This is a genomic window from Thiocystis violacea, from assembly GCF_016583575.1.
In the GTDB taxonomy this organism is placed as follows: domain Bacteria; phylum Pseudomonadota; class Gammaproteobacteria; order Chromatiales; family Chromatiaceae; genus Thiocystis; species Thiocystis violacea.
Map to the genome: position 1 here is coordinate 13483 of NZ_NRRG01000009.1, position 18889 is coordinate 32371.

General features: G+C 63.6%; 17 protein-coding genes and 1 tRNA gene. 10 read left to right on the plus strand and 8 right to left on the minus strand.

The window, feature by feature from the left end; all coding sequences use genetic code 11:
• Window positions 1-11 precede the first annotated feature (11 nt).
• Genes CKO27_RS06470 through ndk form a run of 4 tightly spaced genes read right to left on the minus strand, consistent with a single transcriptional unit; the run spans window position 12 to window position 3370 of the window.
• The gene (locus CKO27_RS06470; protein WP_200374057.1) at window positions 12-1019 is read right to left on the minus strand and encodes a RodZ domain-containing protein; all 1008 of its coding nucleotides are present in this window, start codon (window positions 1017-1019) and stop codon (window positions 12-14) included.
• 14 nt (window positions 1020-1033) lie between these two features.
• Window positions 1034-1816: a type IV pilus biogenesis/stability protein PilW gene (pilW, locus tag CKO27_RS06475; RefSeq protein ID WP_200374058.1), complete on the minus strand. Its 783-nt coding sequence runs from the start codon at window positions 1814-1816 to the stop codon at window positions 1034-1036.
• The gene (gene rlmN, locus CKO27_RS06480; protein ID WP_200374059.1) at window positions 1813-2928 is read right to left on the minus strand and encodes a dual-specificity RNA methyltransferase RlmN; all 1116 of its coding nucleotides are present in this window, start codon (window positions 2926-2928) and stop codon (window positions 1813-1815) included. The genes pilW and rlmN overlap by 4 nt, the downstream gene beginning before the upstream one ends.
• A gap of 13 nt (window positions 2929-2941) precedes the next feature.
• Window positions 2942-3370: a nucleoside-diphosphate kinase gene (gene ndk, locus CKO27_RS06485; RefSeq protein ID WP_200374060.1), complete on the minus strand. Its 429-nt coding sequence runs from the start codon at window positions 3368-3370 to the stop codon at window positions 2942-2944.
• Window positions 3371-3837: 467 nt separating this feature from the next.
• Here ndk and CKO27_RS06490 point away from each other — a divergent pair, with 467 nt between their 5' ends.
• From CKO27_RS06490 to CKO27_RS06525, 8 genes are all read left to right on the plus strand, one after another.
• The gene (locus tag CKO27_RS06490) at window positions 3838-4935 is read left to right on the plus strand and encodes a hydrogenase small subunit (RefSeq protein ID WP_200374061.1); all 1098 of its coding nucleotides are present in this window, start codon (window positions 3838-3840) and stop codon (window positions 4933-4935) included.
• Entirely contained in the window at window positions 4932-6722 is a 1791-nt protein-coding gene (locus CKO27_RS06495) for a nickel-dependent hydrogenase large subunit (protein WP_200374062.1), read from the plus strand. Before CKO27_RS06490 ends, CKO27_RS06495 begins: the two co-directional genes overlap by 4 nt.
• 127 nt (window positions 6723-6849) lie before the next feature.
• Window positions 6850-7542 (plus strand): Ni/Fe-hydrogenase, b-type cytochrome subunit, encoded by a 693-nt coding sequence (gene cybH, locus CKO27_RS06500; RefSeq protein WP_200374063.1) that lies wholly within the window; start codon window positions 6850-6852, stop codon window positions 7540-7542.
• A 23-nt stretch (window positions 7543-7565) separates the two neighbouring features.
• Window positions 7566-8171 carry a HyaD/HybD family hydrogenase maturation endopeptidase gene (locus CKO27_RS06505; RefSeq protein WP_200374153.1) on the plus strand — a complete coding sequence of 202 codons (606 nt, stop codon included), beginning with the start codon at window positions 7566-7568 and terminating at the stop codon, window positions 8169-8171.
• Window positions 8171-8467, plus strand: a complete 297-nt coding sequence (locus CKO27_RS06510) for a HypC/HybG/HupF family hydrogenase formation chaperone (RefSeq protein ID WP_200374064.1) — start codon at window positions 8171-8173, stop codon at window positions 8465-8467. The genes CKO27_RS06505 and CKO27_RS06510 overlap by 1 nt, the downstream gene beginning before the upstream one ends.
• 99 nt (window positions 8468-8566) lie before the next feature.
• The gene (locus tag CKO27_RS06515; RefSeq protein ID WP_200374065.1) at window positions 8567-9427 is read left to right on the plus strand and encodes a hydrogenase expression/formation protein; all 861 of its coding nucleotides are present in this window, start codon (window positions 8567-8569) and stop codon (window positions 9425-9427) included.
• A 137-nt stretch (window positions 9428-9564) separates the two neighbouring features.
• Complete coding sequence (polA, locus tag CKO27_RS06520) at window positions 9565-12279, plus strand: DNA polymerase I (protein ID WP_200374066.1); 2715 nt, start codon at window positions 9565-9567, stop codon at window positions 12277-12279.
• 310 nt (window positions 12280-12589) lie between these two features.
• Window positions 12590-12946 carry a PilZ domain-containing protein gene (locus CKO27_RS06525; RefSeq protein WP_200374067.1) on the plus strand — a complete coding sequence of 119 codons (357 nt, stop codon included), beginning with the start codon at window positions 12590-12592 and terminating at the stop codon, window positions 12944-12946.
• Window positions 12947-13035: 89 nt separating this feature from the next.
• On the opposite strand, the gene CKO27_RS06530 is transcribed toward CKO27_RS06525, so the two are convergent.
• Window positions 13036-13380, minus strand: a complete 345-nt coding sequence (locus CKO27_RS06530; RefSeq protein WP_338115916.1) for a DUF2782 domain-containing protein — start codon at window positions 13378-13380, stop codon at window positions 13036-13038.
• Window positions 13381-13506: 126 nt separating this feature from the next.
• Between CKO27_RS06530 and CKO27_RS06535 the strand changes: the two genes are divergently transcribed.
• Window positions 13507-15513, plus strand: coding sequence for a UvrD-helicase domain-containing protein (locus tag CKO27_RS06535; RefSeq protein WP_200374069.1), 2007 nt, complete (start codon window positions 13507-13509; stop codon window positions 15511-15513).
• 177 nt (window positions 15514-15690) lie between these two features.
• Window positions 15691-15767: transfer RNA gene (locus CKO27_RS06540), tRNA-Arg, on the plus strand.
• Window positions 15768-15850: 83 nt separating this feature from the next.
• Here the strand turns inward: CKO27_RS06540 and CKO27_RS06545 are convergent.
• The 3 genes from CKO27_RS06545 to CKO27_RS06555 form a co-directional block, all read right to left on the minus strand.
• Complete coding sequence (locus tag CKO27_RS06545) at window positions 15851-16960, minus strand: tyrosine-type recombinase/integrase (protein ID WP_200374070.1); 1110 nt, start codon at window positions 16958-16960, stop codon at window positions 15851-15853.
• 843 nt (window positions 16961-17803) lie between these two features.
• On the minus strand, window positions 17804-18055 hold the full coding sequence (locus CKO27_RS06550; protein ID WP_200374071.1) for a hypothetical protein: 252 nt from the start codon (window positions 18053-18055) through the stop codon (window positions 17804-17806).
• A gap of 323 nt (window positions 18056-18378) precedes the next feature.
• Window positions 18379-18741: a helix-turn-helix domain-containing protein gene (locus CKO27_RS06555; RefSeq protein WP_200374072.1), complete on the minus strand. Its 363-nt coding sequence runs from the start codon at window positions 18739-18741 to the stop codon at window positions 18379-18381.
• Between the last annotated feature and the right edge of the window lie 148 nt (window positions 18742-18889).

Consider the following 18889-nt stretch of genomic DNA (forward strand, 5'->3'; position numbering starts at 1 on the left):
AGCCGGAACTATCATTCCGAGACATTGGGATCGAGCGAGAACCGGGCCACGTTGCCCTGCGCGCGGCGATTGAGGTCGAAAACCTGGCCCGCGACAGACATCCGGGTCGCGGCGGCATTGCCGATCACCAGTTTGTAGGGCGGCTGCCCCGTCAGCACGCGACGGTCCCCCGCACGCATCTCACCATTGAGCACGACCTTGCCATCCGCGCCACGCACATCCACCCAGGAGGCGCCGGTGAACTCCAGCACGACCTCCCGCGTGGGCGGCGACGCGGGTGGCTCCGGCTCGCTCGGAGCGGCCGCGTTCACCGCGGGCGCCGTCGCGAGGCTCGGGGCGGCGTCGGTCGGCGCGGTGGATGCCGGGGTCGAGTCGGGGCGGCGCAGCGGAATGGCCTCCGCCGGCACCGAGGCCGCCGAACCGAATGAATCGATGGGTGCGGTGACGGACGCTTCCGGGCGCTCGGTCCGAGATGACGGCCCGCGCGCCGAGTCACCCAGGAAGCCGGTCGGCTCCGCCTGGCCCGACGCCTCGGCGACACGCCCGCCTTCCGGATCGGAGAATCCGGACGAGGCCGTCGGCGACTCCTCGACCATCCGCCCCGACCACCAGAACACGACCAGGGCGGACGCCATGCCGACCAGCGCGAGACCGATCAGCCAACCCCAGCGATTGCCGCCGGCGGAGGAACCTCCCGCCGATTGGGCCAGGGCCGTCATCATTGGGATGTCTTGCGCGGGCACCAGGGAACGATAGGCGCCGATGATCGGCGCCGGATCGGCCCCGAGCAATCGCGCGTAGTTCCTGAGATAGCCAACCACGAACACCGGAGACGGCAGGCTTTCGTAACGATCCTGCTCCATGGCCTCGACCACCGGCCGCACCAGATGGAGTTGCGCGGCAATCCGCTCGATATCGAGCCCGCGCGACTGACGCAGCGCCCGCAATTGGGCGCCGGGGCTGCCGGTGTGATCGACCGTGCCTTGGTCGTCCGGGCTGGTGGTATTCGATTGGCTCATGGCAACGCGGCGTCCTACAGATCGCGGGGTTTCGGGGTTTCTGGGAAGCTCGTCTTCAACACCCCTTCGTAGTAGTCCGCGCGCTTGCGATTGCCGAGCTTGCGCTCGGCATCGGCGCCGACCCGCAGAGCGGTGCGGGAGACACTGGGCGAGGTGCGCGCCGTCTCGGGGTTGAAGTAACGGTCGATGTAATCCTTCGCGGCCTTGGCGTCCCCGCGCTTGAGCGCGAGTTCCGCCATATTGACCTGCGGCGCCCCATAGGCTCCGTTCGCCTGGATGGCCGCGCGGTAGTGAGTCTCGGCCTTCCTGGTATCGCCCGCCTCGACGGCGCAGTTCCCGGCGTTGGTCAGCGCGATCCAGGGGGTGGCATAGACGGGATTCGCCGCCGCCTTCAGGAAATGGACGTCGGCTTCCGCGTACTTGCGCTGTCGGCACAGGAACGAGGCATAGGCGTTGAGAATGTCGGAATTGTTCGGCGCCAGCTTGACCGCCCGGTCGTAGTGCCTGGCCGCTTCGTCGGCCTGGTGCAACTCTTCCAGGAGAAAGGCCAGCCAGATGTGCGCGCGCGGGTATTTATCGTCTGCCTCGACCGCCTGTTGCGCGCGCCGGTAGGCCACCTCGGTCTGACCACGCGCGTAGTACTCTTCGGCCATCTTGACGTAGAGCTCGGCGGGACTGCCCTCGGGATCCAATCCCAGATCCGCCTCCCCTTTGCGCGCGCTCGACTGTCCGCCGCAGGCAACCAGAAATAGGCAGAGGGCCAGAACCAATGCAAAACGGGGATCGCGCGCTGTCATCGTGAAGCCACCCTTTTGATTAACCCGACCGGCTCGTTCGTCTCGACCCGCACACGCCCGAGCCGCCCCGTCCGATCCTCGACACGGCCGACCAACTGTCCGCAGGCGGCCGAGATCTCGTCGCCGCGGGTCTTGCGAGTCATCGCGAAGATCCCGGAGCGCGCCAGCCGCGCCCGAAAGACCTCGATGCGCTCCAGAGGCGAGGTGCCGAAATCACTACCCGCGAAGGGGTTGAAGGGAATCAGATTGACCTTGGAAGGCACCCCCTCAAGCAGCCGAATCAGTTGCTTGGCGTGCGTCGGGCTGTCGTTGACGCCATCCAGCATCACGTATTCCCAGGTCACCTTACGGCGTTTGTCGTTGGCCACATACTGCTTGCACGCCGGAAGCAGCTCGGCGAGCGGATATTTCCGGTTGATCGGGACCAGTTCATCGCGCAGGGCATCATTGGGCGCGTGCAGCGATACCGCCAGCGAGACATCGCTGACCTCGCGCAGCCGATGGATGTTCGGCACGATCCCAGAGGTGCTCAACGTCACCCGCTGCTTGGCGAGCATGTAGGCCAGATCGTCCTGCATGATTTCCATCGCCTTGACCACGGCCTCGAAATTGGCCAGCGGCTCGCCCATGCCCATCATCACCACGTTGGTGGGCGACCTGTCGAGCCGGCGCGCGGCCTGCCAGACCTGGCCGATGATCTCCGAGACACTCAGATTGCGATTGAAGCCCTGGCGCGCGGTCGCGCAGAAGGAGCAGTTCAGCGCGCAGCCGACCTGGGAGGAAACACAGATGGTGCTGCGCTTGCCCTCGGGGATGAACACAGTTTCGATCCGCTGTCCGTCGTGGAGTTCCATCACCCATTTATTGGTGCCGTCGGACGATGGATGCTCTTCGATGATACGCGGCAGCCGCATCTCAGTCGTTTCCGGCAGGACCAGACGGAGTGACTTGGGGAGATCGCTCATGGCGTCGTAATCGACCACGCCATGCTTGTGCATCCACTTGAAGAGATTGCGTCCATGGAACGCCTTGAAACCGAGACCGACCACCAGCGCCTCGCAATCGGCGAGGTCCAGATCGAGCAGGTTGGTCTTGGTTTCGATGGCGGTCATGAAGGTCTCTGGTTCAGCGGGTGCGCGGGCAGACGCCTTCCGGGAAGAAAAAGGCGATCTCGACCGCCGCGTTCTCGGCGGAATCCGAGCCGTGCGCCGCGTTCTCGGTGAAGGAATCCGCGAAATCGGCGCGAATGGTGCCGGGGGCGGCGTTAGCCGGATTGGTCGCGCCCATGATGTCACGATTCTTGGTGACGGCATCCTCGCCTTCCAATACCTGGACCATCACCGGCCCCGAAATCATGAAGTCGACCAGTTCGTCGAAGAAGGGCTTGCCCTGATGGATGGCATAGAAGGCGCACCCCTGCTCGCGGTTCATGTGAAGCATGCGGGCGGCGACGATGCGCAGCCCGGCGGCCTCGAATCGGCCGAGGATGGCGCCGATGGCGTCCTTGGCGACGGCGTTCGGCTTGATGATGGAAAGGGTGCGCTCGATAGCCATGCGGGCTCCTGCTGGGGCGTTGATAGAGGGTGAAGGGTTGAGGCGGAGCGATGTCGGGAGACGGCCGAACCCCAAGTCCGAACGACAGTCCGGCGGCGGGGATCATCGACTTCCATAACAGGTCAACCCGCAAGTCTAATCGTAGCCGCTTGGGCGGGCAATGCCCGCGATGGGCGCTCGGATACCAATCGAGTCCCTGTCGGCACGGATCAAGCCAAGTTCCGACCGAACACGAACGCGGACCCTCCCTAGCCGAACGGGCATGCCAGGGATACCGCCAACGCCGAAACAGGCCGTCATTGAGATTTATCATTGACGCCCGTCAGCAGACGCAAGCCAAAGATCCTTGATGTGATGGCCCGATCGATGCTTCAATTAATTCCCTAGCATTTTTAGGAGAATGGATCGTCCGATCGTACCGGCCGAACGGCCGCCCAATCGGCTGGTGATCACAATCGAGGCATAAGATGGCAACCACCGAAACCTTCTACGAGGTGATGCGCCGGCAGGGGATCAGCCGGCGGAGCTTCCTCAAGTATTGCAGCCTGACGGCGACGGCGCTGGGGCTGGCGCCGTCCTTCGCGGGCACGATCGCCCAGGCCATGGAGACCAAGCCGCGAACACCGGTCATCTGGCTGCATGGCCTGGAGTGCACCTGCTGCTCCGAGTCCTTCATCCGCTCCGCCCACCCGCTGGTATCGGACGTGGTGCTCTCCATGATCTCGCTGGACTATGACGATGTGCTCATGGCCTCCGCGGGGCATCAGGCGGAGGCGATCCTCGATGAGATCCGCCTCAAGTACAAAGGCCAATACATCCTGGCGGTGGAGGGCAATCCGCCGCTCAACCAGGACGGCATGAGTTGCATCATCGGCGGCCGACCCTTCGTCGAGCAGTTGAAGGAAGTCGCGGCCGACTGCAAGGCCGTCATTTCCTGGGGTTCCTGCGCCTCCTGGGGCTGCGTGCAGGCGGCCCATCCGAATCCGACCCAGGCGGTGCCGGTGCACAAGGTCATCACCGACAAGCCGATCATCAAGGTACCGGGCTGTCCGCCGATCGCCGAGGTCATGACCGGCGTCATCACCTACATGCTCACCTTCGACCGCCTCCCGGAGTTGGACCGTCAGGGCCGTCCCAAGATGTTCTACGGCCAGCGCATCCACGACAAATGCTACCGCCGCCCACACTTCGACGCCGGTCAGTTCGTCGAGGACTGGGACGACGAGGGCGCGCGCAAGGGCTATTGCCTCTACAAGATGGGCTGCAAGGGCCCGACCACCTATAACGCCTGCTCCACCACCCGCTGGAACAATGGGGTCTCCTTCCCCATCCAGTCCGGCCACGGCTGTATCGGCTGCTCCGAGGACGGCTTCTGGGATAAGGGCAGTTTCTACGATCACGTCACCAACACCAACGTCTTTGGCATCGAGGCGAACGCCGACAAGGTCGGGATCGCGGCGGCCGGCACGGTTGGCGCGGCGATCGCAGCCCACGCGGCGGCGAGCGCCATCCAGCGCATCAAGCAGCGAGCCGGCGAGCATCACGAGGAGAATGACCAGACATGAGCGTCCAGACACCGAACGGCTTCCAGCTCGACACCTCGGGGCGGCGCATCGTCGTCGACCCGGTGACCCGCATCGAGGGTCACATGCGCTGCGAGGTCAATCTCGACGAGAACAACGTCATCCGCAACGCCGTCTCCACCGGCACCATGTGGCGCGGTCTGGAGGTCATCCTGCGCGGTCGCGATCCGCGCGACGCCTGGGCCTTCACGGAGCGGATCTGCGGCGTCTGCACCGGCACCCACGCCCTGACCTCGGTGCGGGCGGTCGAGGACGCGCTCGGGATCGCGATCCCGGAAAACGCCAACTCCATCCGCAATATCATGCAGTTGACACTCTATGCCCATGACCATCTGGTGCATTTCTATCATCTGCATGCGCTCGACTGGGTGGACGTGGTCTCGGCGCTCAAGGCCGATCCCAAGGCGACCTCGGCACTGGCGCAGTCCATTTCGGACTGGCCGCTGTCCTCGCCGGGCTATTTCCGCGACGTGCAAAACCGGATCAAGCGGTTCGTGGAGTCCGGCCAGCTTGGTCCCTTCATGAACGGCTACTGGGGCAATCCGGCCTACCGGCTGCCGCCCGAGGCCAATCTGATGGCGGTCACCCACTATCTGGAGGCGCTCGATTTCCAGAAGGAAATCGTCAAGATCCATACCATCTATGGGGGCAAGAACCCGCATCCGAACTGGCTGGTCGGCGGCGTGCCCTGCGCGATCAACGTGCATGACACGGGCGCGGTGGGCGCGGTCAACATGGAGCGCTTGAACCAGGTCTCCTCCATCATCGACCGCACCATCGAGTTTATCGACAAGGTCTATCTCCCCGACCTGATGGCGATCGCCTCCTTCTATAAGGACTGGACCCATGGGGGCGGACTGAGCAGCCAGGCGGTGCTTTCCTATGGGGACATCCCGGATCGCGCCAACGACGACTCGGCGGCCAATCAGATGCTCCCGCGTGGCGCCATCATCAACGGTAACCTCAATGAGGTCCATGACGTGGATCTGCGCGATCCGGACGAGATCCAGGAGTTCGTCGCGCACTCCTGGTTCCAATACAAGGACGAGTCGCGGGGGCTGCACCCCTGGGACGGCGTCACCGAGCCCAACTTCGTGCTCGGCCCCAACGCCAAGGGAACGCGGACCCGGATCGAGGAGATCGACGAAGGCGCCAAGTACAGTTGGATCAAAGCCCCGCGCTGGCGCGGTCACGCCATGGAGGTCGGCCCCCTGGCGCGCTACATCATCGGCTACGCCAAGGGAATCCCGGAGTTCAAGGAGCCGGTCGAGAAGGTGCTGACCGACCTGGGACTGCCGCTGCCGGCGCTCTTCTCCACCCTGGGGCGCACCGCCGCGCGCGGACTGGAAGGCTCCTGGGCGGCGCACAGGATGCGCTATTTCCAGGACAAGCTGATGGCCAGTCTCAAGGCCGGCGACAGCCACACGGCCAACATCGAGAAGTGGGATCCCAAGACCTGGCCCAAGGAGGCGAGGGGGGTCGGAACGACCGAGGCCCCACGCGGAGCTCTCGGTCACTGGATCGTCATCAAGAACGGCAAGATCGACAACTACCAGGCCGTGGTTCCCACCACCTGGAACGGCTCCCCGCGCGACCCGGCGGGCAACATCGGCGCTTTCGAGGCGGCCCTGATGAATACGCCTGTGGCGGTGGCCGATCAGCCGCTGGAGATCCTGCGCACCCTGCACAGCTTCGACCCCTGCCTGGCCTGCTCGACGCACGTCATGAGCCCGGATGGCGAGGAGCTGACGCGGGTGAAGGTTCGATAAGAGGTATCAGGTGTCAGGTATCAGTTGTCAGATGTCAGGAAAGACACGGGGCCTCCGGCCGTGACGCGCTCGACTGACAACTGACAACCGACAACTGACAACTTCTTCCCCCTCGGAGGCTGAAATCATGTACACCGGCGTTCCAACGGTCAAACGCACCGCCGTTTACGTCTATCAAACCCCCGTGCGAATCTGGCACTGGGTCAATGCACTCTCCATCACCGTCCTGGCGGTGACCGGCTACCTGATCGGGAGCCCGCTTCCGACCCTGCCCGGAGAGGCCAGCGATCACTATTTGATGGGCTATATCCGCTTCTTCCATTTCGCGGCGGCCTATGTCTTCCTGGTCGGCTTCCTGTTCCGGATCTACTGGGCGTTCGTAGGGAATTCCTACTCCCATCAGTTGTTCACCCTGCCCTTCTGGCGCCGGAGATTCTGGAGCGAACTGCTTCACGAGGTGCGCTGGTACGCCTTCCAGGAGCCGGAGCCGCGCAAGTACGTCGGCCACAATCCGCTCGCGCACCTCTTCATGGTGGTCATCATTACGGTCGGTGGACTGGTGATGATCGTCACCGGGCTCGCGCTCTATTCCGAGCAGACCGGACTGGGGAGCTGGCCGGACGCGCTCTTCGGCTGGGTCATCCCCTTCGTCGGACAGAGTCAGGACGTGCGCATGTGGCATCACTGGGGCATGTGGGTCATCGTCGTGTTCGTGATGCTGCACGTCTACACCGCCATCCGCGAGGACATCATGTCCCGTCAGAGCCTCATCAGTACCATGGTCAGTGGCTGGCGCATGTTCAAGGATGACCGCCCGTGAGCCAGACCGCGCCCAATATACTGATGCTCGGGATCGGCAACGTGCTCTGGGCCGACGAAGGCTTCGGGGTACGGGTGGTCGAGCGGATCGCCCGGGATTATCGCTTCGGATCGAATCCGCGACTGCTCGACGGCGGCACCCAGGGCATCTATCTGGTCGATCAGGTGCGTTGGGCCGATGTGCTGGTCGTCTTCGATGCCATCGATTACGGCTTGCCGCCAGGCACGCTGAAACGGATCGAGGGCGAGGCGGTCCCCCAGTTCCTGGGCGCCCGGAAAATGAGTCTGCATCAGACGGGTTTTCAGGAGGTTCTGGCGCTAGCCGCCCTCTTGGGCGATCCGCCCGGGCACCAGGTTCTGATCGGTGTGCAGCCGGTCGAGCTGGAGGATTTCGGCGGCAGTCTGACCACCCCGGTCAAGGCGATGATCGAGCCGGCCATCGAGGCCGCGCGGACCTACCTCGACCGGTTCGGAGTGCAGTGGCTTCCCAACGACGACAACCAGGCGGCGCATCGGGACATGCCACACCCGGCGCTGGATCTCGCCGTCTACGAAGCCGGGCGGCCGAGCCCCGAGGTGGCCTGCCGGATCGGTGACTCGCGGATCCTGGCCAGGCGGGTGAGCGGCTGATGTGCATCGGAATCCCCATGCAAGTCATCGAGCCCACGTCCGACTGGGCCTGGTGCGACGACGGCGGAGAGCGCCACTGGATCGACATGCGCCTGGTGGGAGACCAGCCGCCGGGCGCCTGGGTACTCTGTTTTCTGGGCGCGGCGCGCGAGGTCATGGAAGAAACCCAGGCCTTGCGTGTCCGCGATGCCCTGATCGCCATGCGGATCGCGATGACGGGAGGCTCCGTCGATCATCTGTTCGCCGATCTGGTCGGGCGCGAACCCCAGCTTCCCGAACACTTACGGGAATCTTGAGCGTTCGTCGAACGTCCTTTGCCTGAACCGCCAGGTACGCGAAACGGAGCGCCTGAATCGAGATCCTCGTCCTTCAATCCCCAGCCACAGGCGATCCAGATGCCGTCATCCCCCCCGCTCCAGCGAGCCCTTTTTGGCCCTGGCTCGCAACCCCTGGAAGAAGATGGCGCCGAACTGGCCTATCCGCCGATGCCGGCGGAGATGCGGACCTACCGAGCGCCCCTGTTGCCGGACCCCGATGAGGCCCTCGCCTGCCCACAAGGACTGCGTCTGCTGGAGCGCCTGCTGGAGCGGCTGGCCGACTATCGGGTCACGGATCCTGGGTGGGTGCTGGATGTCGGCGCCTTGCCGGATGCCGATCGCGAGCTGGTGAATCAGGCGCTCGGCGAGGGCGAAGTAAGCCTCCTTGTTTCAGGTGTGCCCAGCCTGCGGGCTCAGGAGACCCGCTTGACCGGTGTCTGGCGGGTTCGCTCATGCCACGAGGGCGGACAGCCTGAACGCGACGGGATCGAGGTCGCGGCGATCCCCTGCCGAGTGCGTGACACGACCTTCCAAAACGCCACCACGTCGCCCGTCCTGGACGAGCCGCCGCCGGATGGCCTGGTCAGCGCCCGGGCCATACTCACGGAAGCGAAGGAGCAGGCCGAACGGTGGCGGCCCGGCGCCGAGCCGTATGTCATCAATTTGACCCTGCTGCCACATTCCGAGCAGGATCTGAGCTATCTCGAACGCGCGCTCGGACAGGGTCCGACCAGCATCCTCTCGCGCGGTTACGGCAAATGCCGCATCACCTCCACCGGCCTGCGCAACGGCTGGTGGGTCCGGCATTTCAATTCCGACGATCGCCTGATCCTCGATACCATCGAGATCGTCGACCTTCCGGCCGCCGCCCTGGCCGCCCAGGAAGACTTCGAGGACAGCGCCAAACGTCTGGCCGAGATCATCGCCGCGCTCCGTTGAGCCTTGAGATGGCGCGCGCTCCGGCCGCCCGCGCCCGAGAGCGGGCGACGCCGGCCAATGTCGCCTTGGACCGTCCCCGCTATGCTAACGTTGCACCAACATTCGGGACGCGCCACGCATCAGAAGGCCACAACGCCATGGCAAACCAGTATCCATTGATCCTCGTCGACGCCTCGGGCTATCTGTTCCGCGCCTACCACGCCCTGCCCAAGCTGACCAACTCCAGGGGCGAGGCGACCGGGGCGCTGACCGGTGTGCTCAACATGCTGCGCCGCCTCATCGAGACCTATCGGCCCCAGTACATCGGCGTGGTCTTCGACGCCGCCGGCCGGACCTTCCGCAACGATCTCTATGCCGAATACAAGGCGCATCGCCCGCCGATGCCGGAGGATCTGCGCGAGCAGATCGAGCCGCTCCAGGCGGTGATCCGGGCCATGGGGCTGCCACTGCTGGCGATCCCGGACGTCGAGGCCGACGATGTCATCGGCACCCTCGCGACCCAGGCCGCCGCCGCGGGCATCCAGACCCTGATCTCGACCGGCGACAAGGACATGGCCCAGTTGGTCGACGCGCATGTGACCCTGGTCAACACCATGACCGATACGGTGCTGGACCCGGATGGCGTGCGCGAGAAGTTCGGCGTCCCGCCGGAGCGGATCGTCGACTATCTGAGCCTCATGGGCGACAGCGTCGACAATGTTCCGGGGGTGCCCAAGTGCGGACCCAAGACCGCCGTGAAGTGGATCGAGGAATACGGGGATCTGGATGGCGTCATCGCCCATGCCGGGAGCATCAAGGGCAAGGTCGGCGAGAACCTGCGCGCGGCGCTCGACCAGCTCCCGCTCGCGCGGCGCCTGACCACCATCAAGCGCGATGTCGGCCTCGACCTGGGACCGACCGATCTGCGGCCCGCGTCACCCGATATCGAGACCCTGCGCGGCTGGTACGAACGCATCGAGTCGCGCCGGATGCTGGCGACGCTCGATGGCGCGAGCGGCGATGGCGAGACTCCAGCCCCATCGGAAGCGGTCGCAGCAGTCCAGGCCGACTACGACTGCGTCCTGACCCAGGAGGCGCTGGAGACCTGGATCCGGCGTCTGGAGTCCGCCGAACTCTTCGCCTTCGACACCGAGACCACCGATCTCGACTACATGCGCGCCGAGATCGTCGGCGTCTCCTTCGCGGTCGAGCCCGGCCAGGCGGCCTATGTCCCGGTCGCCCATGTCTATCCGGGCGCGCCGGATCAGCTCGATCGGGACGCGGTGCTGACCCGATTGAAACCCCTGCTGGAGGATCCCGCGCGCGCCAAGGTCGGACAGAATCTCAAATACGACATGAGCGTGCTCGCCCGCTACGCCATCGAACTGCGCGGCATCGCCCACGACACCATGCTGGAGAGCTATGTGCTCGACAGCACCGCGACCCGGCACGACATGGACTCGCTCGCCAAGAAATATCTGGACTACGACACCGTCCATTTCGAGGACGTCGCGGGCAAGGGGGCCAAGCAGCTCACCTTCGATCAGGTTCCGCTCGAACAGGCCGGACACTACGCGGCCGAGGACGCGGACATCACCCTGCGTCTGCACCGGGCCTTCTGGCCCCGGCTAGAGGCGGTTCCCTCGCTGGCCGGGCTGTATCGCGCCATCGAGATCCCCCTGGTCGGCATCCTCTCGCGCATCGAACGCACCGGCGTGCGCATCGACAGCAGCCTGCTCGCCCAGCAGAGCCGAGAGTTGTCCAAACGACTCGTCGAGCTGGAAAACCTGGCCTACGAGACGGCCGGACACCGCTTCAACATGGGCTCGCCCAAACAGATCGGCGCCATCTTCTTCGAGGAATTGGGTCTGCCGGTCATCGCCAAGACCCCCAAGGGCGCGCCCTCCACCTCGGAGGAGGTGCTGGAGCAACTGGCGGCCCAGGGCCACGCCCTGCCCAACGTCATCCTCCAGCATCGCGGACTCGCGAAGCTCAAGTCGACCTACACCGACAAACTGCCGCAGATGGTCAACCCCGAGACGGGGCGGGTCCATACCTCCTATCACCAGGCGGTCGCGGCGACCGGACGACTCTCCTCCAGCGACCCCAACCTACAGAACATCCCCATCCGCACCGAGGAAGGCCGGCGTATCCGCCGCGCCTTCATCGCCGAACCCGGCCATCGGCTGCTCGCCGCCGACTATTCGCAGATCGAGCTGCGGATCATGGCGCATCTCTCGGGCGACGAGCGGCTGCTCGCCGCCTTCGCCAGCGGTCAGGACATCCATCGGGCGACGGCGGCGGAGATCCTGGGGCTGGCGCCCGAGGAGGTCACGAGCGACCAGCGACGCTCGGCCAAGGCGATCAATTTCGGGCTCATCTACGGCATGTCGGCCTTCGGCCTGGCGCGCCAGCTCGGGATCGAGCGCGGCGCGGCGCAAGAGTACGTGGACCGCTATTTCCAGCGGTATCCCGGCGTCAAGGAGTTCATGGAGCGCACCCGGATCCAGGCGCGCGAGGACCGCTATGTCGAGACCCTGTTCGGTCGCCGGCTCTATCTCACCGAGATCGGACACAGCAATCAGTCACGCCGAGCCGCCGCCGAACGCACCGCCATCAACGCCCCCATGCAGGGCACCGCAGCCGACATCATCAAGCGCGCCATGATCGCCGTGGACCAGTGGCTGCGGACCGATAAGCCGCCGGTGCGCCTGATCATGCAGGTGCACGACGAGCTGGTTTTCGAGGTCGCCGGGGACGCCATCGACATGGCGAGCGCCCGGATTCGAGCCGCGATGGAGGCCGCCGCCGAGCTATCCGTTCCGCTCGTGGTGGATATCGGCGATGGAGAAAACTGGGATGCGGCCCACTAAAAGCGGAGGAACTTAGTCAAGCATTAACCGTCGAATCTTCTGAGCGAAACGGGGCTGCCCATCTATCCCCCTGGGTGTCAGCCCCAAGCCCCGGTCACCCCAGACCGGGAAGCGTTCCCTCGAGGTCCATACCCCAGGGCCTCGGGGGTTCTTTATTTTGAAGCCTGGCATCCAGCCAGATCGGCGCGACCGCCCGCTCTGAGCGACATCCTTGAAGCTTCATCATTCCGTCATCTTGGCGGCACATGGCCGTCAACATCGGCGCCTAACATGGCGAGCGAATGAGACAAGCCCGAGGAGCAACCACGCCATGACGACAGAGCACCATCCCCATGCCCTCGACCCGATGGAGATGGAGGTCCAGATCCAGTACCGCAAACGTCGCTTCTTCAGCGCCAGGGGACGGAGTCTGTCCGATCGCGGAATGTATCTGGAAGTCCGGAATCTGACCCTGCCGATCGGCACGACCGTCGTGTTGGAGATGCGCGAGACGGGACGTGAATGGTTCTTCATTCCCGCCGTCGTGATCCATCAAGACAGGTCGGGGATCGCCGTCAGGTTCCGCGATCCGCCGCCGGTGACCATTGGGTCATCCGCGCGGCTCGTGACCCCGCCCAAGCGGCCACTCGCCCTGGGAGCCGGCATCGAGAGAGGGTTCGGCGCCTGAATCCTTAAGACCCATGGCCTTGGCCATCCGCCCAGCCTCGCCGAGCGCGAAAGACAGGCCCTTCGCGCCCCAAACTTCAGCCTCGCCCCTCAATTCCACTCGAACAGCACCCACTGGGGTACCGCCGTGTTCCGCGCGGAACGCTCCTGCGCGTCAAGCAAACCGTCCCCATTGAGATCGTAGAGATAATAGGGCGGACCGACCTGCGGCTGCACCCGCACCATGTAAAGCACGCCACGCACCCGATACTCATAGACGACGTCGCCGCCGGATTCCGTGATGGTGATATCGGGCTCCACCGTCTCGCCGGTAACGGGCGAAGGCTCCACCGTGGGGGCCTGCAGGAAGCCGCCGCCGTCGGTTTCCCCGTCTTGCGCGTACGAGGTCACCAGAAACAGCGCCAGGACCGGAATAGAGAGGATTCTGCTGAGCACGAAGTCACCATGAGGCGTCGATGAATAGACCCGAATGGTAGTACGAACCCGCCTGAATTGCTCGTCCAGGCGTCCGCGCCCCGAGTCAGGCATACTCCAGCCCTTGCATGAACCTTGGTATCGCGGATGGCAGGACTCAACCCTCGACAGCTCGAAGCCGTGCGCCACACGGACAGCCCACTGCTGGTGCTCGCCGGGGCCGGCTCGGGAAAGACCCGCGTCATCACCCAGAAGATCGCGCACCTGATCGATCATCTCGGCATGCCGCCCCGCCACATCCGCGCGGTGACCTTCACCAACAAGGCCGCCCGCGAGATGCGCGAGCGGGTGAGCCAGCACATGAAGGCGAGCAAGACCCGGGGGCTGGCGATCTCGACCTTCCACAGGCTCGGGCTGACGATCCTGCGGCGACACCCCGAGCCGGCGGGACTGCGCACCGGGTTCTCGCTGCTCGACGCCCAGGACTCGGAGGCGCTGCTGAAGGAGCATATCCGGGGGCGGACCGACGCGGACGCGCTCAGCCCGGCGGCGGTCCAGCATCGCATCTCGCGCTGGAAGAACGAGCTGATCGATCCGTCCAGGGCGATGCAACTGGCGGAAGACGATTTCGAGACCCGGCTGGCCGGTCTCTACCTCGATTACGAGCGCAGCCTGCGTGCCTACAACGCCGTGGACTTCGACGATCTCATCCTGGCCCCGACGCGCCTCTTCCGCGCCCATCCCGATCGTCTGGAGGAGTGGCGGGGGCGGATCCGTTATCTCCTGGTCGACGAGTACCAGGACACCAACAACGCCCAGTACGAGTTGGTCCGCCAATTGACCGGCGAGCGCGGCGCCTTCACCGTGGTGGGCGACGACGATCAGTCCATCTACGCCTGGCGCGGCGCGCGACCGGAGAATCTGGCGCGCCTCCAGACGGACTATCCGACCCTCAAGGTCATCATGCTGGAGCAGAACTACCGTTCCAGCGCCCGCATCCTCGCGCTGGCCAACACGCTCATCGCCAACAACCCCCATGTCTTCGAAAAGCGGCTCTGGAGCGAGTTGGGTCCGGGAGAACGTCCGCGCGTGCTGCGCTGCCAGGACGAGGCCAACGAGGCCGAGCGCGTCGCCTCGGAGATCCTGCATCTCAAGTTCGCCGAGGACACCGCCTTCGGCGACATCGCCATTCTTTTCAGGGGCAACCATCAGGCGCGCCCGTTCGAGAAGGCCCTGCGCGAGCACAACATCCCCTACTTCCTGAGCGGCGGCACCTCCTTCTTCGCGCGCACCGAGGTCAAGGACGTCATGGCCTACCTGCGCCTGCTCGCCAACCCGGCGGACGACGCCGCCTTTCTGCGCATCGTCAACACCCCGCGACGCGAGATCGGCCCGACCACGCTGGAACGACTCGCCGACCACAGCCGCGAGCGCGGTATCAGCCTGATCGCCGGCTGCCGGGATCCCGGCCTGGCCGAACACCTGAACCAACGCCAACGCGACCGGCTCGGTGCCTTCGCCCAACTCATCGACGAGCATAGGGGCCAGAGCGTTTCGGACCCCATGAGCGGCGCGCGGGCGCTGGTGGAACGCATCCAGTATTCCGTCTGGCTGCGCGAGAACGCCTCCAGCCAAGCGGTGGCCGAACGGCGCTACGACAACGTCAACGATCTGCTGGAATGGCTCGGCAAGCTGCACCGGGGCGACTTCCAGGACAAGGCGCTCGCCGACATGGTCAGCCATCTCACCCTCATGGACGTACTCGATCGTCAGGAGGAAGACGCGGGCGGCGACCGCGTCCATCTCATGACGCTGCACGCCGCCAAGGGACTGGAGTTCCCCCATGTCTTTCTCGTCGGCATGGAGGAGGAGCTGCTCCCGCACCGCGTCAGCATTGAGGAGGACAGCATCGAGGAAGAGCGCCGGCTCGCTTACGTCGGCATCACCCGCGCGCGCCAGGCGCTCACCTTCACCCTCACCCGACGCCGCAAGCGCTACGGCGAGTGGATACCCAGCGAACCCAGCCGTTTCCTCGGCGAACTGCCGGAGGAGCAACTGGACTGGGACGGCGCCCGAAGCGACAACCCGGAGCACCGCAAGGCGCGGGGACTGAGCCATCTCCACCGGCTCAAGGGCCTGCTGGAAACCGACTGAGGCAAGGACGTGACCAGAGTCCACGAACGAGATCGACTGAAAGCCATCGACGACCTTTGACGGGAAGGTCGGGAAACAGCATAATCATCCAGCTTAGCCTTCACCCCCATCGCGACACCCTCAAGCGACCAGGACGCTCAGTCCCGGAACGGAAACGAAGGCCAGCACCGCTTCAAAGCGCCCGTAGCTCAGATGGATAGAGTACAGCCCTCCGAAGGCTGGGGTCACAGGTTCGAATCCTGTCGGGCGCGCCAAATTCAATCCGTTACGATTACCCCAACCACCCTAGCTCGACGTTTTTCGCACAATGTGCGAAATCAGCTAATGGCCTCCACTCTTAATATTTTATATTTGCCTCAGGACGCACCACCCGCTCGGCTTCTTCCAGCAACCGAGCCAGACCTGGGCTCGAATAATGCAGGGTGATATCTCGGTGCTCATGACCGAGCAGCGAACGGCGGATATCGAGCGGGATCCCTGCGTCCGCCGCCCGCTCTCCGAAGGTGTGACGAAGGTCATGAAACCGAATTTCCAGCCCGACCGCCTTCACCGCAGCCCTCCAGCCATGGTTGTTGACTCGGTAGAGACCGCTATCTCGCTTGGGGCTTAAAAACACCCATTCGCTCGACTGTCCACGTTGTCGCTCGATGACGATCCGCGCAGCCCGATTGCAAACCAAATAGCGACCGTCCTGCTGGCTTGCCGCTTTCTTACTGCTCGCTTTCCTGACTTCAGGCGGGATCCACCAAATCGAGTGATCCGGGATTCCCGGATAACGGCGGTGCTGGCACCAGCGAAGCGTCGTAATCTCCGCTTGACGTGCCCCGGTCTCCGTCGCAAACAATACCGGCCCGATCAGATGCTTGGGCATGACCTCTATTAATCGATCCTGCTCCTCCCATGAGATGGGGCAGGGTTGGCGACTACCCCAATCCGGACTGCGCAGCTTGGGCGGAGCCATTGCGAGCCACGGAATGTTTCCATCCCGCAACACCTCGGCGGCGAAGTGCAACACGGTAGCAACCGTGCGCAGAGCGCGGCCTACAGTCCCGCTGGATCTAATACCCTGCTGAGAATTGATCCATGACTGCAATGCCCGCTGATGGATGTGCGATAGCGGCAGGTGCCCGATGACCCCGATCACGAGCCGAATATCCTGTAATGCACGACTTGCATCCTTGCCGCGATTTTCAAGGTCGACGATGTACTCAGCGGAGGCTTCCTCAAAGGTCCGCTCGTTAATCTCCCACCTATCTAGTTGCCTTGTTGTTCCAAGACGGCGAATCTCTTCCTCTCTACGCTCTAGGTAGGCTATCGCGTCCGTGAGCGCACGGCATCCAGTCGACTCTCGAAGCTGGATGCGTTGCTCACCGACCCGGACGGTCTTGTCGACCCACCAGATATTTCCTCGTTGTTTAATCCCTTTCGGTTTCTGGTCATTTTGCATATGCGACCTCTCTGCGAGGCGCCCGCAGGTTTGATTTTAACCTGCGAAGCGACCCACGCATCAAGATCATCGCGGTCAAAGCGTTTCCCAGTTTTTCCGACCAGGATATAGGGCAAGCTCCGAGCCGCTATGGCATCGAAGCTGCGTTCCGACATGCCAAGATAGGATGCGGCACCTTTGCGGGGATAGAGTCGCTGCATGGGCGTATCTGTCTGCCTGTGACTATGCCGACCTGCGGGTTGAGAATGTACACATCTGTTAAAATCTCCGTGGGTTAGGGCTTGACTCAGACCCTGGTGATGCGCACCCGAGTAGAGGACAATTTGACAAATCTGCTGCGGGGATTGTGGTCAAGGGTTGTCCTCACGACCCGCAGGACAAGAGCTAGCCCGCACAGGACGCGTCCACATGTCCACTCCCGGAGGCCGCTGCCGTGGATTCCGCATCTTTGTTCGCCGCTGCCCTTGCGCTGCATGCACCAAGGGAGGTCTGCGAAGCCGACATCGATCCAGAGGTGGGGAGCGTCGATTTCACGGTCGGTTTAGCCAGCGGGTCGCGCTTTGCCTGCTCGCACTGCGGGGGAGCATAAGCCAGCGCATAAATTTTGAAGCCACGCGGCAAAACCGGAATCGGCGGAGACATGGAAAATCTGTTCAATCGAGCCTGGCCTGACGGCTTAGGGCCTCGATCATCGCTTGGTCCACCTGGCCTGCGGGAGCAAGGCGTCACAGCGAAAGAACTGATTTGCAAGCCAATACCGCAGCTATCCTTTCGCTTGCACTGGGTTATGGACCAAACGATGATCAAGGCCCGGCTTAGCACATCGCTCAAGACATACGCTCCTCACTTTTCACCCATTGGATATGGGAGCAGCCGCAAGTCAAAGAATGCCACCCCCGGACTTGACGCGAAAAGCCTGGCGCCCAGTTCGACTGAGACAAACATCTTCGCCAGGGAGTCGATCCGGTTAATGACTATGGCGGGATCGCGCCTGGCCACGCCGGTCTGGACCACGCCTTCAATGGCGCTCGGATAGACGTCGATCAGACCGCGTTGGCTGAGCGTGGTTGGATCAGGATTGCGCGTGTCAGCCATTCGTCCGTCAACCGTCGGTCAGCTCAAATGTCACGAAACGATACTGTCAATATTGTTTCTTTGTCAACAATTTATATTGTTTTTCGAGGGCCAGAAGGAAGGTGGTTTCTTTTTGCCAGTCAATTGCGCATCCGTCACAAGACTGCAATCTGGCGCCTACGCTAGGAAACGGAAGCATGAAAATCCTAAAGGGTCTCGATCATGATGCCATCGCCATCCTTGATGACGCAGAGGCCACCATCGGTGAGTTGGGCGCGCGCCAGCGCCCGGATGGCGGATGGGAGATCGAGACCGCAACCAGCATGGGATGGTGGCGCGTTCAGTTAGTCATCGAGGACGGCGCGTGTCAAGGCGACGAAGCGTCGTGCGGAGAGTTGCCCGCCCGCTAAGGCGGTGGCTAACGCCCGCATGGCGGCCTGTGCGTCCGTCGGCAGGTCGCTGACATCAATCAACATTTCCCAAGCGAGTTGTGATTTTGGGCCGTGCCCGGTCTTGAGCCATTCGGCACGGACGTGGAGGGCTTGCGCAATCGCCACGGCATGGCGCGTATCGCTGGTCCCGTTCGTCTCGATCTGGTGAATGGACTGCTGTGACAGGTCGCCCGCCAGTTTTCCTAGCGCCGCTTGGGATAATCCCCGCGCCTTGCGCTCGACCTTCACGCGTGCGCCAAAAGTATCCATGATCATGAATGCCCTGTGTTGAGACGCTTAAGTGAGCGATTGGAGGCGCCTGATAGACCGTTTCTCGGTGGCATCGGCGGAGAAACTGACATGATCAACATAGCAATGTTTTCCGGAAAAGCAACAGTTTTTATTGTTGTTGATTAACAATTAA